This window comes from Vibrio ouci, from assembly GCF_004551525.1.
Taxonomy (GTDB): domain Bacteria; phylum Pseudomonadota; class Gammaproteobacteria; order Enterobacterales; family Vibrionaceae; genus Vibrio; species Vibrio ouci.
The window spans coordinates 43100-61523 of the sequence record NZ_SATR01000017.1; the positions used below are offsets into that span (position 1 = coordinate 43100).

At 45.9% G+C, this 18424-nt stretch carries 12 protein-coding genes and 5 tRNA genes; 11 read left to right on the top strand and 6 right to left on the bottom strand.

Annotated elements, in window-relative coordinates:
• Positions 1-153: 153 nt before the first annotated feature.
• Positions 154-1542 carry an oxygen-independent coproporphyrinogen III oxidase gene (hemN, locus tag ELS82_RS12495; RefSeq protein ID WP_134835762.1) on the top strand — a complete coding sequence of 463 codons (1389 nt, stop codon included), beginning with the start codon at positions 154-156 and terminating at the stop codon, positions 1540-1542.
• A gap of 187 nt (positions 1543-1729) precedes the next feature.
• On the opposite strand, the gene ilvY is transcribed toward hemN, so the two are convergent.
• Positions 1730-2623, bottom strand: coding sequence for an HTH-type transcriptional activator IlvY (gene ilvY / locus ELS82_RS12500; RefSeq protein ID WP_134835763.1), 894 nt, complete (start codon positions 2621-2623; stop codon positions 1730-1732).
• Between the two features lie 145 nt (positions 2624-2768).
• Between ilvY and ilvC the strand changes: the two genes are divergently transcribed.
• Positions 2769-4253 (top strand): ketol-acid reductoisomerase, encoded by a 1485-nt coding sequence (gene ilvC / locus ELS82_RS12505; RefSeq protein ID WP_134835764.1) that lies wholly within the window; start codon positions 2769-2771, stop codon positions 4251-4253.
• Between the two features lie 391 nt (positions 4254-4644).
• On the top strand, positions 4645-5181 hold the full coding sequence (locus ELS82_RS12510) for a hypothetical protein (RefSeq protein ID WP_134835765.1): 537 nt from the start codon (positions 4645-4647) through the stop codon (positions 5179-5181).
• 33 nt (positions 5182-5214) lie between these two features.
• Here ELS82_RS12510 and ubiK read toward each other — a convergent pair whose 3' ends face one another.
• The 4 genes from ubiK to ELS82_RS12530 form a co-directional block, all read right to left on the bottom strand.
• Entirely contained in the window at positions 5215-5466 is a 252-nt protein-coding gene (gene ubiK / locus ELS82_RS12515; RefSeq protein ID WP_004409681.1) for a ubiquinone biosynthesis accessory factor UbiK, read from the bottom strand.
• Between the two features lie 147 nt (positions 5467-5613).
• The gene (locus ELS82_RS12520; RefSeq protein WP_053440741.1) at positions 5614-8736 is read right to left on the bottom strand and encodes a multidrug efflux RND transporter permease subunit; all 3123 of its coding nucleotides are present in this window, start codon (positions 8734-8736) and stop codon (positions 5614-5616) included.
• Between the two features lie 11 nt (positions 8737-8747).
• Positions 8748-9854, bottom strand: a complete 1107-nt coding sequence (locus ELS82_RS12525) for an efflux RND transporter periplasmic adaptor subunit (RefSeq protein ID WP_134835766.1) — start codon at positions 9852-9854, stop codon at positions 8748-8750.
• Positions 9855-9872: 18 nt separating this feature from the next.
• Positions 9873-10439, bottom strand: coding sequence for a TetR/AcrR family transcriptional regulator (locus ELS82_RS12530; protein ID WP_134835767.1), 567 nt, complete (start codon positions 10437-10439; stop codon positions 9873-9875).
• Positions 10440-10647: 208 nt separating this feature from the next.
• Here ELS82_RS12530 and rep point away from each other — a divergent pair, with 208 nt between their 5' ends.
• Positions 10648-12663 (top strand): DNA helicase Rep, encoded by a 2016-nt coding sequence (gene rep, locus ELS82_RS12535; protein WP_134835768.1) that lies wholly within the window; start codon positions 10648-10650, stop codon positions 12661-12663.
• A gap of 85 nt (positions 12664-12748) precedes the next feature.
• Here rep and ELS82_RS12540 read toward each other — a convergent pair whose 3' ends face one another.
• Positions 12749-13162, bottom strand: coding sequence for a c-type cytochrome (locus ELS82_RS12540; protein ID WP_134835769.1), 414 nt, complete (start codon positions 13160-13162; stop codon positions 12749-12751).
• 314 nt (positions 13163-13476) lie between these two features.
• Here ELS82_RS12540 and ELS82_RS12545 point away from each other — a divergent pair.
• From ELS82_RS12545 to ELS82_RS12575, 7 genes are all read left to right on the top strand, one after another.
• Positions 13477-13553, top strand: a tRNA-Arg gene (locus tag ELS82_RS12545).
• Positions 13554-13588: 35 nt separating this feature from the next.
• Positions 13589-13664 (top strand) — tRNA-His (locus tag ELS82_RS12550).
• 150 nt (positions 13665-13814) lie between these two features.
• A tRNA-Pro gene (locus ELS82_RS12555) sits at positions 13815-13891 on the top strand.
• A 44-nt stretch (positions 13892-13935) separates the two neighbouring features.
• A tRNA-His gene (locus tag ELS82_RS12560) sits at positions 13936-14011 on the top strand.
• 105 nt (positions 14012-14116) lie between these two features.
• Positions 14117-14193: transfer RNA gene (locus tag ELS82_RS12565), tRNA-Pro, on the top strand.
• Between the two features lie 804 nt (positions 14194-14997).
• Positions 14998-16713, top strand: coding sequence for a dipeptide ABC transporter ATP-binding protein (locus ELS82_RS12570; RefSeq protein ID WP_134835770.1), 1716 nt, complete (start codon positions 14998-15000; stop codon positions 16711-16713).
• A gap of 93 nt (positions 16714-16806) precedes the next feature.
• Positions 16807-18360, top strand: a complete 1554-nt coding sequence (locus tag ELS82_RS12575) for an ABC transporter substrate-binding protein (protein ID WP_134835771.1) — start codon at positions 16807-16809, stop codon at positions 18358-18360.
• Positions 18361-18424: the final 64 nt, after the last annotated feature.

Below are 18424 nucleotides of genomic sequence, written 5' to 3' on the forward strand. Positions count from 1 at the left end.
AAAGGGTAGTGATCGAGTTATCAATTCTGAGTATTGCTACTCAAAAAGCAGCCTGTGCACCAACGACTCACTGTTAGGTGTGGCAAAATAGCCTGCTAATTACAATGACCCTATTGGTCACATAAGCATTAAAGCCCAAACGGAAATACCATCATGTCGCAGCCAGTCGTCGCAAGCCAACAAATTGTCTGGGATCAAGCGGTTCTTGATAAGTACAACTATTCAGGTCCTCGTTATACCTCGTATCCAACAGCTTTAGAATTCCATGAAGCGTTTACTGTCGCAGACTACGACATGGCGTGTACTCAGTATCCAGAGCGACCGCTTTCTCTTTATATTCACATCCCTTTCTGCCACAAGCTTTGTTACTACTGTGGTTGTAATAAGGTCATCACTCGTCATGCCCATAAAGCGGATGAGTATCTTGATGTGTTGGAGCTAGAAATCCGTACTCGCGCGGCGTTGCTTCAAGGTCGTAAAGTGACTCAGCTTCACTTCGGCGGCGGTACTCCAACTTTCCTAACCAAAGCACAAATTAGCCGTGTGATGGCGATTCTTCGCGGTGAGTTCTACTTTGAAGGCGATGCTGAAATCAGTATCGAAGTTGACCCGCGTGAAATCGAGCTAGACATGCTGGATCACCTACGTGGTGAAGGCTTTAACCGTTTGAGCATTGGCGTTCAAGACTTCAACAAAGAAGTGCAGAATCTGGTTAACCGTGAGCAAGATGAAGAATTTATCTTTGCCATGGTCGAGCGTGCTAAAGATCTAGGCTTCCGTTCAACCAACCTAGATTTGATTTACGGCCTACCGAAGCAAACCAAAGACTCGTTTGCTGAGACGCTTAAGCAAGTTCTGGAAATGAAGCCAGGCCGTTTATCTGTGTTTAACTACGCACATATGCCGCAACTGTTTGCCGCGCAGCGTAAGATTAAAGATGAAGATCTGCCGATCGCCGAAGAGAAAATGGCGATACTGCAAGACACGATTACAACCCTAACGGGTGCGGATTATCAGTTTATCGGTATGGACCACTTCGCCCAGCCGGATGATGAACTGGCCGTGGCGCAGCGTAATGGCGTGTTGCACCGCAACTTCCAAGGTTACACCACCCAAGGTGAAGCAGACTTAGTTGGCTTCGGTGTTTCAGCGATTTCGATGATTGGTGATGCGTACGCGCAAAACCAGAAAGAGTTGAAGAAGTACTACGCGCAAGTGACGGACCAGCGCCATGCATTATGGAAAGGTGTCGCACTTGATAGTGATGACTTACTTCGTCGTGAAGTGATTAAGCAGCTTATTTGTAACTTTAAACTGGATAAGACCATGATTGAGTCTGAGTTTAAGGTGCAATTTAATCACTACTTCAAAGAAGACTTAGGTTTACTGCAGACCTTTATCAATGACGAGCTAGTCGAAGTGGATGACGAAGAAATCCGCGTTACCCTACGTGGCCGTCTACTGATTCGTAACATTTGTATGTGTTTTGATAAGTATTTAAGAGCAAAGGCTAGGCAGCAGCAGTTCTCTCGCGTTATCTAACGCCAGTGTCATTCCCGATAACGACGAAGTCGTGTAGTCGGGAATCTCATCAAGCGATTAGAGATTTCCAACTCAGTCGTTCCTCCTTCTCGGAAATGACAGCTTGGTTTGATAATTGGATATATCGAAAGCCACCGCCTTTCTTTATCGGAAAAAAGCGGTGGCTTTGTTGTATCTGGCGCTTAGGCTATGGAGCGATATAAGTATCGTGGGCCATTTGCCATAGTGCTTTGACTAACGGATTATCCAGCTGTGAGCGCTTGCAGCACACCCCAAGCTTAAATGGTTTTACTGACGCGGCGACTTTAAGCCGTTCAATCTTCTCTTTTACTGGGCTGTTATTGATCACCACATCTGGCGCAATACCGACGCCGCAACCCAGTGCGACCATACTGACAATCGCTTCATGACCTGACACTTGCGCGTAGATGTTAGGTTTAATCTTCATTGACTTAAACCAAGCATTGACGCGGTCTCGGGCGGTACCTGACTCAGGGACAATAAATGGAATCACCGACCAATCAGGTTTATCTTTTCTCAGCTCTTCAGCAAAGTTACTCACCCCTACTGGGGCAATCACAGACAGGGGGATCTCACTGATGGTTTCAAACTCGATCCGTGCGGGTAACTGCTCTGGTTGGGCCGAGATAGCAATATCCGCTTCATCGGCGAGTACTTTGCCAATTGCTTGAGCAGGGTCGCCAGTCGAGAGTTTGAATTCAATAAAAGGGTGCTGGAGACGAAACTCAGAGAGCAGTTCGGGCAAATGGCTGTAACTGGCCGTCACTGAGCAAAACAAGCGAATCTCGCCCTTCAATTCTTCTTCATGACCTTTTAGCTGCGCATTGTAGTTTTGCCACTCTCCCAAAATATTCAGCGCCACGGGCAACAGCTTTTTCGCCGCAGGGGTGAGTTCGACACTGCGATTGTCGCGCAGGAACAGTGCTTGCCCAGTGTCGCTTTCCAATTTTTGGATCTGGCGACTGAGTGCAGAAGGGCTGATATGCATCGCTGAGGCGGTCTTGGCAAAACTTTTACTATCACACAGATGAATGAACAACTGCAGACACTTAATGTTCATGAAAGGGTCACATCCTTGTTGCATTAATTGCAATTACTAATTGTGAATATATCACTTTAAGCAACAGAATGTCTGTTTTAGTATGAACTCATTCGGTAACAAAACGACCGACCTCAACGGAAAAATTCTTTAAAGGAGCGCCCAGATGGCTAACTATTTCAATACTTTAAACCTACGCGAGCAGCTAGACCAATTAGGTCGTTGTCGTTTCATGGACCGCAGCGAATTCGCAACAGAAGCGGATTACCTGAAAGGTAAGAAAGTCGTTATCGTTGGTTGTGGTGCTCAGGGCCTAAACCAAGGTCTAAACATGCGTGACTCTGGCCTAAACGTAGCGTATGCACTACGTCAGGCAGCGATTGACGAGCAGCGTCAGTCATACAAGAACGCAAAAGAAAATGGTTTTGAAGTAGCAAGCTACGAAACGCTAATCCCTGAAGCAGACCTAGTAATCAACCTGACTCCAGACAAACAGCACACTAACGTTGTAGAAACGGTAATGCCGCTAATGAAGCAAGGCGCTGCACTAGGTTACTCGCACGGTTTCAACGTAGTTGAAGAAGGCATGCAAATCCGCAAAGACCTAACGGTTGTAATGGTTGCACCTAAGTGTCCAGGTACAGAAGTGCGTGAAGAGTACAAGCGTGGTTTCGGTGTTCCGACACTAATCGCTGTTCACCCAGAAAATGACCCTAAAGGCGAAGGCTGGGACATCGCAAAAGCATGGGCAGCAGGTACAGGTGGACACCGCGCAGGTTGTCTAGAGTCTTCATTCGTTGCAGAAGTTAAATCTGACTTAATGGGTGAGCAAACTATCCTATGTGGCATGCTACAAGCTGGTTCTATCGTATCTTACGAGAAGATGATCGCTGACGGCATCGACCCAAGCTACGCAGGTAAGCTACTTCAGTACGGTTGGGAAACCATCACAGAAGCACTGAAATTCGGTGGCATCACGCACATGATGGACCGTCTATCAAACCCAGCGAAAGTTAAAGCATTCGAGCTATCTGAAGAGCTTAAAGAGCTAATGCGTCCGCTTTACAACAAGCACATGGATGACATCATCACAGGTGAGTTCTCAAGCACTATGATGGCTGACTGGGCGAACGATGACGTAAACCTACTAGGCTGGCGTGAAGAGACAGGCGAAACAGCATTTGAAAACTACCCAGCAGGCGACGTTGAAATCTCTGAGCAAGAGTACTTCGACAACGGTATCCTACTAGTAGCAATGGTTCGTGCCGGTGTTGAACTAGCGTTCGAAGCAATGACTGCATCAGGCATCATCGATGAGTCAGCGTACTACGAGTCACTACACGAGCTACCACTAATCGCAAACACAGTAGCACGTAAGCGTCTATACGAAATGAACGTAGTAATCTCAGATACAGCAGAATACGGTAACTACCTATTCGCTAACGTGGCAACACCACTACTACGTGAGAAGTTCATGCCTTCAGTATCAACAGATGTGATTGGTAAAGGTCTAGGTGAAACATCTAACCAAGTAGATAACGCAACGCTAATCGCAGTAAACGATACTATCCGTAACCACCCAGTTGAGTACATTGGTGAAGAGCTACGTGGTTACATGACTGATATGAAGAACATCGCAGTAGGCGGCTAATTACTTGCCTTAAGGTTCCATTTCGGTGTCGAAGGTGCTCATTTACTATCGTAAACTCCGCGCCTTCTCCTAGAAATGAAACCTTAATTCAGCGCAATTTGTTCCCTAAGGGAATTAAGCTCTTAGCTGTGAAGACTTAATTCTGCGTAATTCGCTAATCTAGACTGTAGGTTAGTAAAGAACTCCAGATAGACTGGGGTCAATAAATACAACATAAAACACAACATCTAATTAAAAGGCTTGGTCTCCGTTGACCAAGCCTTTTTGTTTGTGCGACGTAAAGTTGGTGAAAACTTGGTCAAGACTTTGTAGGCGTCCTACAAGTGGGGCACAAATTAATTAGTGAGTGTGGTTAGATAAATGGAGTGGTAATAATAAGGTAAAGTTAACAATGAATAAGTATATCGTCGGTATGGTTCTCGGTCTTACGTCCGCATCGTGTTTCGCTATGGGACGTCCATTACCAGAATTAGATAAAAGCCAGTTTGATACTCAGCAGTGGCAGTTTGTGGCAGGTTCAGGAGCTCAAGTAGCCTCTGATACTATTGCCGCTGATGAACATAACTATGGCTATTTGACGGTACGCTTTGATGGTGACTTCACTTTGTATTTTGTTGACCGCGGCCATCGCTGTAACGGTGAAGACGAGCAAGGCTCTGATGATCGCCCGTTACCGAATCGAGAGATTGCCGTTGATGGTCAGTTTATCGAGATGAAAGGGGTTTGCCACGATGGCTTTACTCAATACTCACCAGCAACCGTTGCAGGCAAGAACTTCCTCAATGGCCACTTTATTGGTAATAAAGAAGTGAAGATTGGTAGCATCAATATCGTAGAGCAAACGGTGATGGAAGACTATACCTATACCGTCTCTGCGCAGGGCTTTAAGCAAGCCTCGTTGCAAGCTCTCAAAGCGCAACAGCAATAATAAAAAACGCTTCCAATCTGGAAGCGTTTTTTATTATTTATCCGCTAGCTTTTGTTCTAAATCGGCTAGCTTCTTTTCCATCTCGGTAAGCTTTTGACGAGTGCGTAGTAGGACTTGTGTCTGTACATCGAACTCTTCGCGGCTCACTACGTCTAGCTTATTAAGCTGACCTTGGATGACTTGGCGAACCTTTTGGTCTACGTCTGAGCCAAGCTCTTTTACTGGCGCAGGCATAGAATCATGAATTTGTTTAGCAATTTGCTCTAGTTTCTTTGGGTCAAACATGTGACTAAAACTCCTTTCAATTTGCTCTCATTCTATGTAATTGATACCGGAAAGTCGCTACCTCGATAGTAAAAATTCGAAGCTAATATCAGCTAAATGAGGCAAATAAAAAAGGCCACCGAAGTGACCTTTTCAATTTCTAGCAGATTATTTGTTGTCTGCTAGCTCGCGGTGAGCTGCTTTTGCTTCATCAACGCGCGCCAGCTTTTCCAAATCTTTGTCTTCAACAAACACTGGTAGTGGCTTGTGTTTTTCAGCTAGGTAGCTGTAAATCACTGGCAGTACGAATAGCGTAAAGATGGTACCAATCGCTAGACCAGCTACGATTACGATACCGATACTAAAGCGCTGCGCTGCACCTGCACCACTTGCGTACATTAGCGGGATAAGACCTGCAATCATCGCTGCTGTGGTCATTAGGATAGGGCGTAGACGTACTTTCGCCGCTTCCATTACCGCGTCCATCTTGCTCAGCTTGTTGTGTAACTGCTCTTCTTTGGCTACTTCACAGATCAAGATACCGTGCTTAGTAATCAGACCAACCAGAGTAATCAAACCTACCTGAGAGTAGATGTTCATGGTTGCCGCGCCCCAAGCGAGGGCAATCAGAGCGCCACAAATCGCTAGTGGTACTGACACCATGATAACCAGCGGATCTTTCAGTGATTCAAACTGAATCGCTAGAACCAAGAAGATGATCGCCAGTGCTAGACCAAAGGTTGCGTATAGTGCGCTACCTTCTGTCACGTACTGACGCGCTTCACCCATGTAGTCGTGGTTGTAGCCGCTTGGTAGTTTCTCTGCCGCAATACCTTCAAACCAGTTGATTGCATCACCCATAGCCGTGCCCGGTGCTGGAACCGCACCAACCGTTGCTGAGTTTAGCTGGTTGAAGTGAGGTAGCGAGCGAGGCTCTGCTACAACATCAATCGTGATCAAGCTGCCTAGTGGTACTGCTTTGCCGTTAGCAGAGCGTACGTAGTAGTTGTTCATCGATTCAGGGTTTAGACGCCACTTACGCTCAACTTGAGGGATTACCTCATAAGAGCGGCCATTCAGGTCGATACGGTTTACGTAACCGTCGGCCATCATAGTACTTAGTGTGATGCCGATGTCTTGCATGGTCACGCCATAAGCGCCGGCTTTGTCTTTGTCGATGTTGATTTTCATCGTAGCTGAGTCGTAGTTCAGATCGAGATCTGAATACACGAACATCGGGCTCGATTTCACTTCCGTTAGCACGTCGGTTGCGATTGAGAATAGGCTCTCAAACGCATTTGGTGTGGTGATAACGAACTGAATCGGTAGGCCTGAACCTGCACCTGGTAGTTCTGGCATCTGGAATGCCGTTACCGCCATACCTGGAACGTTACCCACTAGACCACCCACGCGGTTTGCTACTTCAGACTGACTCGCTTCACGCTCACTCCAAGGCACCATAGACGCAATACCAAATGCTTGGTTTGAGTTAGGTACACCAGTAAACACCTGTGCAAACGCAACTTCTGGCTGATCAGACAGAATTTGGTTTACGTCGTTCATGGTGTTCTGCATGAAGTCTAGGTTCGCGTTTGATGGCGCTGTACCCATCAGCATCACTACGCCTTTATCTTCTGATGGCGCAAGTTCACTTGGAATGAACTTAAACAGCATCGGCAGACTGGCGAATACGATGATTGCAAAACCAATCACCACTGGACGATGCTGCATGACTGCTTTTAGCATCTTCGCGTAGCGGTTCGTCATGCCATCAAGGACATGATGAACTTTCTGCTCAAACTTGCTTGGCTCTTCGTTAGCCTTAAGCATTTTTGAACACATCATTGGCGATAGTGTTAGTGCCACGATACCCGATACAAATACCGAACCTGCTAGGGTTAAGGCGAACTCTTTAAATAGCGAGCCAGTAATACCACCCATTAACGCGATTGGCGCATATACCGCACCCAGCGTTAGTGTCATTGCAATAACCGGTACTGCGATTTCACGGGTACCAATGATTGCTGCTCGGAACGGTGACTCACCTAACTTAATATGACGGTCGACGTTCTCAAGAACAACGATCGCGTCATCTACTACCAGACCGATAGCCAGTACCATCGCCAGTAGTGTCATCAGGTTCCATGAGAAGCCCATACCTTGCATTACCATCGCAACACCAATCAGTGATAGCGGGATAGTAACGATAGGGATGATTACCGCACGGAACGAACCTAGGAACAGGGTGATAACGATAAGTACGATAACCGCTGCTTCAACAATCGTCTTGATTACTTCGTTGATAGACTCGTTGATCGCAATCGTTGAGTCATACATCACGTTCATCTTGATGGTACTTGGCAGGTTACGCTCTAGTTGAGGTAGTAGCTCGAGTACATCTGCTGCAATGTTAATTGGGTTCGCACTTGGCGCGGCGTTAATCGCGGCAACCACCGCCTCTTGGCCGTTAGCACTTGCACGGTAAACGTCGTGGCTTTTCTCTAGTGAAACTTTGGCAATGTCGCTTAGACGGGTGATATCACCTTCGTCAGAGCTTACGACTAAGTTTTCTAGCTCGGCAACGTTCGATACCTGAGTATCAGCGCTACCGTTGTAAAGCACGAACTCACCGACAGCCTGACCAGTCGCCGACTGGTAGTTGTTGGCATTGAGTACGCCCATGACATCAGTCGCCGTTAGGCCTAGCGCCGCCATTTTCGATGGATCTAACCAAATACGCAGTGCGTACTTCATACCACCATATAGATCGACCTTAGATACACCGTTAACCGTGAATAGCTGTGGGTTGATTACACGCTCTAGGTAGTCAGTGATCTGGCTTGAAGAAAGCTCATCACTGGTAAAGCCGATGTAAAGTACCGCAGTTGTCGAACCGGTAGACATGGTTACGGTTGGGTCCTCGGCTTCTTTAGGAAGCTGAGAGCGAACCGAGTTAGTCTTCGCCAGAACGTCAGACAGTGCCGCGTTCGGGTCGGTGTTTAACTTCATGTTGACGGTAATGGTGGATTTACCCAAAACCGATTGAGAAGTCATGTAGTCAATATTGTCTGCCTGTGCGACCGCTTGCTCCAATGGCTGAGTAATAAAGCCTTGGATTAAGTCTGCACTGGCACCGTAGTAACTGGTCGAAACCGTTACCACAGTATTCGTCATTTCAGGGTATTCACGGACCTGCATTTTGAAGATTGCTTGTAAACCAAGCAGGGCAATCAAAAAGCTGATCGATACCGCTAAAACTGGACGTTTAATAAAAACATCAGTAAAGCGCATGAGGCCTCCAGTTACAGCATTGGTGTTTCAGCTGGTGGAGTAGTTGCATCGCTTTCTACTACACGAACTTTGGCGTGGTTACTTAGACGTACTTGGCCAGACGTAACAACAACATCACCAGGTTTCACACCTTCAAGGATGTGTGCGATGTCTTGTGTACGTTCACCCACTTTAACCACTTGCTGTGTTACGCGCTTCTCACCATCTTTATCAGAGATGATGTACACGTTGTCGCCGTATAGAGTAAAGGTGATAGCGGTTTGTGGCAGAGTCACTTGGTTTTCAAGCTTAGGTAGAATGATGTTCGCACGTGCAAACATACCGCTACGCAGCTGACCGTCACTGTTTGGAATATCCGCTTGAACCTGAATCAGGCCACTTTGGATGTTTACCGCAGGCTCAATTGCTGAGATAGAACCTTTGAATGGTTTCTCTGGGTAAGCATCAACAAAAATATCGACTTCTTGATCGATAGAAATACGAGAGATATCTGTTTGAGGAACCGTAAAGCGCAGACGCATTACGCTAGTATCTTCAAGGCGCACGATGTCTGTACCAGCTTGTAGGTACTGACCTAGATAAACGTTACGAATACCAACCACACCAGAGAATGGCGCTTTGATTTCGCGGCGATCAATCGATGCTTTTAGGCTCTCAATATCAGCTTGTAGAGAGAAGTAGTTTGCTTCTGCTTCATCATACGCTTCTTTAGAGATAGAGCCTTTCTTGTAAAGACCTTGGTAACGCTTATATTTCGCTTGAGCTGCTGGCAGCTTAGCTTGAGCACTCTTTAGGTTTGCTTTTTCAACTGCAGAGTCAAGCAATACCAATGGCTGACCTTCTTCTACTTGAGTACCAGACTCAAATGAAATTTTGTCGATCACACCGCTCGTTTCGTTTGCAACCGTAACACCTTGGTTAGGTTCGATAAAACCGATCGCATCAATCACAGGTACCCAATCAACCGCTTGAACTTCGGTTACCGTTACCGGGAACTCAGGTTCAGGTCGATTCGCCATGTATTCAGCGATCTTCTGTTGCTTAAAGAGATTGAAACCTATCACGCTGCCAAACAGCAGTACCGCGATAAGTAACATAAAGAAAGTCCACTTTTTCATTCTAATTAGAACTCCAAGTTAATGTGTAATGATTGCATCCCAACTGGCTTCAATTGCCGCTTCAATGGCATCTTGATCAAGTTGGTAATATCCAAGCGATTGTTTACGAGCCAGGGTGACACTGACTTCTAAACTAAGAGCAGCCAACACTGGGTTACCTAAGGGTTTAAATACCCCCGTCTCACGCCCTTCAGTGAAAAGTTGATCGACTTTACTGAACATCTTTCGCTCAATTTCTTTGGTCTCGTGGCTACGAACACAAGGTAAAGAGTCGTACTGAGCACGGTTCTTTAAGTTGTCGATATTCGACACCGAGAGATCAAAAATGTTTAACCACATTTTGCGAAAACGTTCTTTTAGTGGCATAGATTCGTCAACACCACGCTGAATTGCTTCGGCGTTACGTTGAGCAACCTCTAAACGAACTTGTTGCAGTAAATCTTCTTTATCAGAGAAGTAGCGATAAATCGTTCCTGCTGCGACCCCAGCTTCTTTGGCCAACTTATGCATCGAGAGGCCTTGAAAGCCTGATTCTGCAATCAGGGTTTCTGCGGCATCTATGATTTTTTGTCTTTTATCTTTCATAGAAACAGAACCAGACAGTTAACATAGTGGGTTAGTGAATGAACGTTCATTCATTATAGCCTAAAGTGTCACCATATATGCAACAAACTATTGCATGAATTAGGCAAAAAAATTGTGAATGAGACGCTTAGGTATCGTTGAGTAAACATAGCAATCTGCTTGTTGCACTATTATTATATGCGCCACCTTTTGTACTTCAGAGATGACCATGAAGCTGAACCCCAATCAAGACGCAGCCGTTAAGTACGTATCAGGCCCATGTTTGGTGCTTGCTGGTGCGGGCTCGGGTAAAACACGTGTAATTACCAATAAGATCGCATACCTGGTTCAGCAGTGTGGTTACAAAGCTCGCAATATCGCGGCAGTAACCTTTACCAACAAAGCCGCCCGAGAAATGAAAGAGCGTGTTGGTCAGACACTAGGCAAGAATGAATCCAAGGGCCTAATGGTTTCGACCTTTCATACTTTAGGCCTGAATATCATCAAGCGCGAATACAAAGCGCTCGGACTTAAGTCTGGCTTCTCGTTATTCGATGACCAAGACCAGATGGCGCTGCTGAAAGAGTTAACTGAAAAGCAGCTTGATGGTGATAAAGACTTACTGCGTCAACTGCTGAGTACCATTTCCAATTGGAAAAATGACATGCTGACTCCCGATCAAGCCAAAGCGCAGGCTAAGGGTGAGCAGCAACAGCTTTTTGCCTTCTGTTTTGAAATGTATCAAAAGCAGATGAAGGCTTATAACGCACTCGACTTTGACGACCTGATTTCTCTGCCAGTGCTTTTGCTTAAAACCAATGAAGAGGTGCGTCAGCGTTGGCAGAACCGTATCCGCTACCTGTTGGTGGATGAATACCAAGATACCAACACCAGCCAATATGACTTAGTGAAGCTAATTGTTGGTGAGCGTGGACGTTTGACCGTAGTAGGGGACGATGACCAGTCAATCTACTCATGGCGCGGTGCTAAACCGCAAAACCTGGTGTTACTTGGCGAAGATTACCCAAACTTGCGTCTGATTAAGCTTGAGCAGAACTACCGTTCAACCAGTCGAATTTTGCGCGCGGCCAACATCTTGATTGCCAACAACCCCCATGTCTATGACAAGTCACTGTTTTCGGAAATTCCTGATGGTGAAAAACTCAAAGTGTTGCTGGCGAAAAACGAAGAGCATGAAGCGGAGCGAGTGACCGGTGAACTTATCGCGCATAAGTTCCTTAATCGTACCGAGTATAAAGATTACGCCGTGCTTTACCGTGGTAACCACCAATCACGTTTAATTGAAAAGTCGCTGATGCAAAACCGCGTGCCTTACAAGTTGTCAGGCGGAACATCGTTCTTCGCTCGTGCAGAAATCAAAGACATAATGGCTTACCTGCGAGTACTGGTGAACCCAGATGATGACAATGCTTTCTTGCGCATTGTGAATACGCCGCGCCGTGAGATTGGTCCGGTGACGTTAGAGAGGCTCGGCAGCTATGCCAATATGCGTGGTAAGAGCTTGTTTGAAGCCAGTTTTGAAATGGGCTTAGAACAAACCCTATCAGGTCGTGGTCTGGAAAACCTACGCCGCTTTACGGCTTGGCTGGTGAAAATTGCCGACCAAGCTGAACGTGGTGATACGGTGGAAGCGGTGCGCTCGCTTGTGCGTGATATCAACTATGAAGATTGGTTGTACGAAACCTCTGCGAGCCCGAAAGCGGCAGAAATGCGCATGAAGAACGTCTCTGATCTCTACTCTTGGATTGTCGCTGACCTTGAGGGGGACAATTACGATCAAGAAGAGAAGACCATTAAAGAAGTGGTTCAGCGTTTAACCCTGCGTGACATGATGGAACGTGGTGAAGAAGATGAAGAGAGTGATGCAGTGCAGTTAATGACGCTGCATGCTTCAAAAGGTCTTGAGTTCCCATACGTGTACTTAATTGGTAGTGAAGAAGGTATCTTGCCACACCAAACCAGTATCGATGAAGACAATGTCGAAGAAGAACGTCGCTTGATGTACGTAGGGATTACGCGTGCTCAACGTGAACTGACCTTTACCATGTGTAAGGAACGTCGTCAGTTTGGTGAGCTCATTAAGCCGACTCAGAGCCGCTTCTTAGACGAACTACCGTTTGATGATGTCGAATGGGAGCAAACTAAGAAACCAGTGTCGGCAGAAGAGCGAATGGAAAAAGGTCAGGCACACATCGCTAACTTACGTGCCATGTTTAAGAAGTAACTAAGTTGCTTCTATATAGAAGGAAACAAAAAAGGCTTGAGTGATGCACTCAAGCCTTTCTTTTATCTATTACAGTCTTGGGGGCTTATAGGCCTTTGATCATGTGATCAATTGCTGCAACGATTTCGTCGTCTGAACAGTCCATACAAGAACCTTTCGCCGGCATCGCATTGAAGCCGTTAATTGCGTGGTCTTTTAGTACGTCTTTACCTTGTGCGATACGAGGTGCCCAATCGCCAGCGTTACCAGTCTTAGGTGCGCCGCTCACGCCAGAGCTGTGACATGCTGTACAGAACATACCGTAAACTGCTGCGCCGTCGCGCGGGCCAGTTGGTTCCACTTTCACTGGCTCAGCACCTGCTAGGTAAACATCACCAACAGGCTTAATACGTTCTGCAATTGCATCATATTCTTCTTGGCTTACGCTTGCTGCAAAAGAGGCGCTAGAAAAAGTGATTGCAGCGACCAAAGCGGTTAATAATTTTCGAGACATATCCATTAAACTCACTTTACATTCCTGAAGGTAAGTTCGTGCTTACCCATTTATTAGAGTGTGATTATGACCAACGGCAGTGCACACTTCGTATACAAAGGGCGAATTGCTGTTAAATCAATGTAAATAATGGGTGATTATATCCTGTTAACTTGTTGCAATAAACAGCAAGTTACCTCCTTGTAATCAGTTATCTAATGGGAAATAGGGGTTTATCACACTTTAATTGTTGAAAAAGGCGCCAAACGATAAAAAAAGTTGAAAAAGTACTAGACGACATAGTGTGATATACGTATTATTCCACTCCGCCGATGGGGCATGCGCCCGTAGCTCAGTTGGATAGAGCGTTGGCCTCCGGAGCCAAAGGTCGAAGGTTCGAATCCTTTCGGGCGTGCCAATCGCCTTAAGGTTTATCGGTAAAAAATATCAGTGGTGGCTATAGCTCAGTTGGTAGAGCCCTGGATTGTGATTCCAGTTGTCGCGGGTTCAAGTCCCGTTAGCCACCCCATTATTCAGGTAGCTTTGCTCCCTTTCTTGTGAAAACGAGAAGAAACATAAATCGGTGAATAGCGTGTTTGTAGCGCATCTCGGCTCTTGGAATAAGCGGGACCAGAGGGTTGACTCTCTATAACGTAAACCAAGTAAAAAAATACTATGTCGGTGAATAGCGCAGCTTGGTAGCGCATCTGGTTTGGGACCAGAGGGTCGGGGGTTCGAATCCCTCTTCACCGACCACTCTTTCGTTTAACGCTGATGGCGGTAAACAACAAAAATTAGCGGTGGCTATAGCTCAGTTGGTAGAGCCCTGGATTGTGATTCCAGTTGTCGCGGGTTCAAGTCCCGTTAGCCACCCCATTATTTGCTCGGTGAATAGCGTATTTGTAGCGCATCTCTGAGTTTGAGAATAGCGGGACCAGAGGGCGACCCTCTGAAGTGCGAAATTCTCATTAAAAACAGTTTCGGTGAATAGCGCAGCTTGGTAGCGCATCTGGTTTGGGACCAGAGGGTCGGGGGTTCGAATCCCTCTTCACCGACCACTATTGAAGCCCTAGTCGAAAGACTAGGGCTTTTTTACGTTTGGAGTTCTGGACTAGAACTTCAAGAAAGCCTCAACTAGCCGTCCGCGTCAGAAATGACGGGGCTTTTTTACATCTAGAATTCTTAACTTCATACCCAATACACCGTCATTCCATAGACCGAAGCATGAGGGAGTAGGGAATCTCTTATCGTTTAGCCCCTAGTTTAAGTTTCCTCTAAATCGTTAGCTTCTCACTCGTCCTTAGAATCCTCACCTCTTGATCTAATCCTTCCGGTTTTGTTGCCCATCATATCCTCATACTTAAGCATTATGTTCAATCGGGATGGAACAATTTATTGATAACTTTCACAGATAATTGAGCTGTATTATTTGTTTTTGGTGTTGGTTAATTTCAGTTATTGGTCTAAATTTAAATTAATTCACTAAATAATAATTAACATTCGACCAAATGTTTTGAGGTTGTTAACTGGAGTGTGGAGTGTCCCCTTGAATTTATTTGAATTTATATTCACATTCCCTTATTGCCATAAGTTTTATGAAATAGCTAAAAGTTAGTATTTACGGTGTTTTGTTGCTACTTTTCATCAGGTTGGACCAAACGATGATCTAGCTCTATTGCATATTTATTTTCATAAGCTGCTTGGTTTTTGTTCGAATTCAACTTTTTGTCCTATGTTTGTTGCTTTTCTGTGAATTTTTTGCCAAATTGATGAGCTTGTAAATTACTAGAACGATATTCTGGTAAGAATGGATTCACTTTTCAGACAGGGCAGAAAGCTGCCGAAGCAGTAGAGGTCTGGTAATGTCACTTTTAGAAGTTAAAAATCTTCGAATAGAGTACCCTTCGCGTCATGGTGTGCATGCCGCGGTTAAATCGCTTTCTTTTAATATTGAGCGTGGCGAGATCGTCGGTGTAGTAGGCGAGTCAGGTGCAGGTAAATCAACAGTCGGTAATGCCGTGATCGATCTACTTAGCCCTCCAGGTCGCATTGCAAGTGGCGACGTTTATTTAGATGGCGAGCAGATTTCAGGTCTGACTCCAGAGCAAATGCGTAGCGTGCGTGGCTCTAAGATTGGTTTTATCTTCCAAGACCCAATGACATCGCTCAACCCACTGTTCACCGTTGAGCAACAGCTAAAAGAAACCATCCACGCCAACATGAAAGTCACTGACGCTGAGGCATACGAGCGCGCCCTGTCATTGATGGAACAAGTGGGCATCCCACAGCCAGAAAACCGTTTAAAACAGTACCCTCACCAGTTCTCTGGCGGCATGCGTCAGCGTGTGGTGATTGCGATTGCACTGGCAGGTGAGCCTGACCTTATTATCGCTGATGAACCAACCACCGCACTGGATGTATCTATCCAAGACCAAATTCTTAGCTTAATCCGCGAGTTGTGTATTAAGAACAACGTAGGTTGTATGTTGGTTACTCACGATATGGGTGTGGTCTCTAACGTGACCGATCGCGTAGCGGTAATGTACCGCGGTGATTTGGTTGAGTTTGGCCCAACAGCGAAAGTGCTTGGCGACCCTGACCATTCTTATACGCGCAGCCTAATTTCAGCCGTTCCTCGTTCAGATATGAAGCTGGATCGCTTCCCATTGGTGAGCTACATCGAAGAAGCTCACGAGATGGAACCACTGGATGTTAAAAATCACTGGTTAGGTCAAAGCCAAGATCACCGTGATTACACCGGCTCTCTACTGAGTGTTGAGAACGTTAATTTACGCTTTGTGACCAAAGATTCTCTGTTTGAAAGTCGCCGCGAATACGTGCAAGCATCGAACAACGTGAGTTTTGACGTGTTTGAAGGTGAGACATTTGGCCTTGTAGGTGAATCAGGTTCAGGTAAATCGACTATCGCACGCGTGATTGCAGGTCTGTATGAGCCAAATTCAGGCAAGGTGACGTTTGAAGGTATCGACTTGACGTCATTGAAGTCAGAGAAAGAACGTCGTCCTCTTCGCCGTCAAATGCAGATGGTATTTCAGAACCCGTATACCTCGATGAACCCGCGCATGAAGATCTTCGATATCATCGCAGAGCCGATTCGTTTCCATAAACTAACCAACAGTGAAGTGGAAACACGCACGATCGTGAACGATCTACTTGATCACGTAGGTTTGGGCAAAATGGCGGGAGTGAAGTACCCACACGAATTCTCTGGTGGTCAGCGTCAGCGTATTTCGATTGCCCGTGCATTGGCAACTCGCCCACGTCTACTTATCTGTGATGAACCGACTTCAGCACTCGATGTATCGGTACAAGCTCAGATCCTTAACTTACTGAAAGACCTCCAAGATGAGTTAAATCTCACTATGCTGTTTATCAGTCACGATTTACCGGTTATTCGCCAAATGTGTGACCGAGTAGGTGTGATGCAGATGGGTACGTTGTTAGAAGTTGCCCCAACGGAGCAGCTATTTACCGCGCCACAGCATGAATACAGTAAGCAACTAATTTCCCTAATGCCTGAATTTACGGGCTTAAGAGAAGAAATAAAAACGGCGTAAGTCGTAGACCTTTCCTGATACAAGCAGCATCAGGTATTAAACAGACGCAAATACAACAACTAGGGATAGAAATCCCGCATAAGGAGTTATGCAATGAAAACCATGAAAAGCAAACTAGCAGTGGCTTTAATGGCAGCTGGCCTTAGCTTTGGCGCAGCGGCAGCAGATATTACCGTCGCTTATGATGCAGACCCAGTGTCACTTGACCCGCATGAGCAATTGTCTGGCGGTACACTGCAAATGTCTCACATGGTATTTGATCCACTAATCCGTTTTAACCAGAAGATGGAATTTGAACCACGATTGGCTGAATCTTGGGAACGTATTGATGGCGAAACGATGCAGTTTAATATCCGCCAAGGCGTTAAATTCCACTCAGGTAATGCACTAACTGCAGACGACGTAGTGTGGACATTTGACCGTCTGAAAAGCTCTCCTGACTTCAAAGGTATCTTTGGCCCAATCGTTTCGATCACTAAAACTGGCGATTACACAGTAGAAGTGAAAACAGAAGGTGTTTACCCACTAGTAGAAAACGTCATGACTTACCTGTTCCCAATGGACAGCAAGTTCTACTCAGGTAAGACAGAAGATGGTAAAGACAAAGCTGAGCTAGTTAAGCACGGTAACTCTTACGCATCGACAAATGTTTCTGGTACGGGTCCTTTCATCATCACTCAGCGTGAGCAAGGCGTAAAAGTAACGTTTGAGCGTTTCAACGATTACTGGGACAAAGAGTCTGACGGTAACGTAGACAAGCTAACGCTAGTACCAATCAAAGAAGACGCAACACGTGTTGCAGCACTTCTTTCTGGCGACGTTGATATGATTGCTCCTGTTGCACCAAACGACTACAAGCGTATTAAGAAGGCGGACAGTGTAGATCTTTACACTATGCCAGGTACGCGTGTTATCACGTTCCAAATGAACCAAAACAGCAACCCTGCACTGAAAGACGTGCGTGTTCGTCAAGCGATTACCTACGCAATCAACAACGAAGGTATCACTAAGAAAGTAATGAAGGGTGCGGCAACGGCTGCGGGTCAACAGAGCCCAGTAGGTTTCGTTGGTCACAACGCCGATCTTAAACCTCGCTACGATCTTAAGAAAGCGAAAGAGCTGATGAAAGAAGCGGGTTACGAGAAAGGCTTCACGCTAACTATGATGGCGCCAAACAACCGTTACGTGAACGATGACAAGATTGCTCAAGCTTCAGCAGCAATGCTGTCTAAGATCGGTATCAAGGTTGATCTGAAGACAATGCCAAAAGCTCAATACTGGCCTGAATTCGATAAGTGTGCGGCAGATATGCTAATGATCGGCTGGCACCCAGATACAGAGGATTCAGGTAACTTTACTGAGTTCCTAGCTATGACGCGTAACGCTGATACAGGTAAAGGTCAGTACAACTGTGGTCACTACTCAAATGCTGAAGTTGATAAGCTAATTGAAGAGACCAACACGATGACAGATCTAGAGAAACGTAGTGCATCGCTGAAAAAAGTAGAAGAGATTCTATACAACGAAGCGGCGTTCGTACCTCTACACTGGCAAGATCCATCATGGGCAGCGGAAGGTAACGTTGAGATTGGTCCAATCATCAACGGTATGAACTTCCCATACTTCGGTGACCTAGTGGTTAAATAATCACGAGTGAACCAGACCAAGTATTCATGATTCGGTGAATGCTTGGTCGATTTTTGGTGCTTAG

Excerpts from the sequence above, each read along its gene's own strand:
- hemN (WP_134835762.1), top strand. The coding sequence starts at position 154 with ATGTCGCAGCCAGTCGTCGCAAGCCAACAAATTGTCTGGGATCAAGCG.
- ilvY (WP_134835763.1), bottom strand. The coding sequence starts at position 2,623 with ATGAACATTAAGTGTCTGCAGTTGTTCATTCATCTGTGTGATAGTAAA.
- ilvC (WP_134835764.1), top strand. The coding sequence starts at position 2,769 with ATGGCTAACTATTTCAATACTTTAAACCTACGCGAGCAGCTAGACCAA.
- ELS82_RS12510 (WP_134835765.1), top strand. The coding sequence starts at position 4,645 with ATGAATAAGTATATCGTCGGTATGGTTCTCGGTCTTACGTCCGCATCG.
- ubiK (WP_004409681.1), bottom strand. The coding sequence starts at position 5,466 with ATGTTTGACCCAAAGAAACTAGAGCAAATTGCTAAACAAATTCATGAT.
- ELS82_RS12520 (WP_053440741.1), bottom strand. The coding sequence starts at position 8,736 with ATGCGCTTTACTGATGTTTTTATTAAACGTCCAGTTTTAGCGGTATCG.
- ELS82_RS12525 (WP_134835766.1), bottom strand. The coding sequence starts at position 9,854 with ATGAAAAAGTGGACTTTCTTTATGTTACTTATCGCGGTACTGCTGTTT.
- ELS82_RS12530 (WP_134835767.1), bottom strand. The coding sequence starts at position 10,439 with ATGAAAGATAAAAGACAAAAAATCATAGATGCCGCAGAAACCCTGATT.
- rep (WP_134835768.1), top strand. The coding sequence starts at position 10,648 with ATGAAGCTGAACCCCAATCAAGACGCAGCCGTTAAGTACGTATCAGGC.
- ELS82_RS12540 (WP_134835769.1), bottom strand. The coding sequence starts at position 13,162 with ATGGATATGTCTCGAAAATTATTAACCGCTTTGGTCGCTGCAATCACT.
- ELS82_RS12570 (WP_134835770.1), top strand. The coding sequence starts at position 14,998 with ATGTCACTTTTAGAAGTTAAAAATCTTCGAATAGAGTACCCTTCGCGT.
- ELS82_RS12575 (WP_134835771.1), top strand. The coding sequence starts at position 16,807 with ATGAAAACCATGAAAAGCAAACTAGCAGTGGCTTTAATGGCAGCTGGC.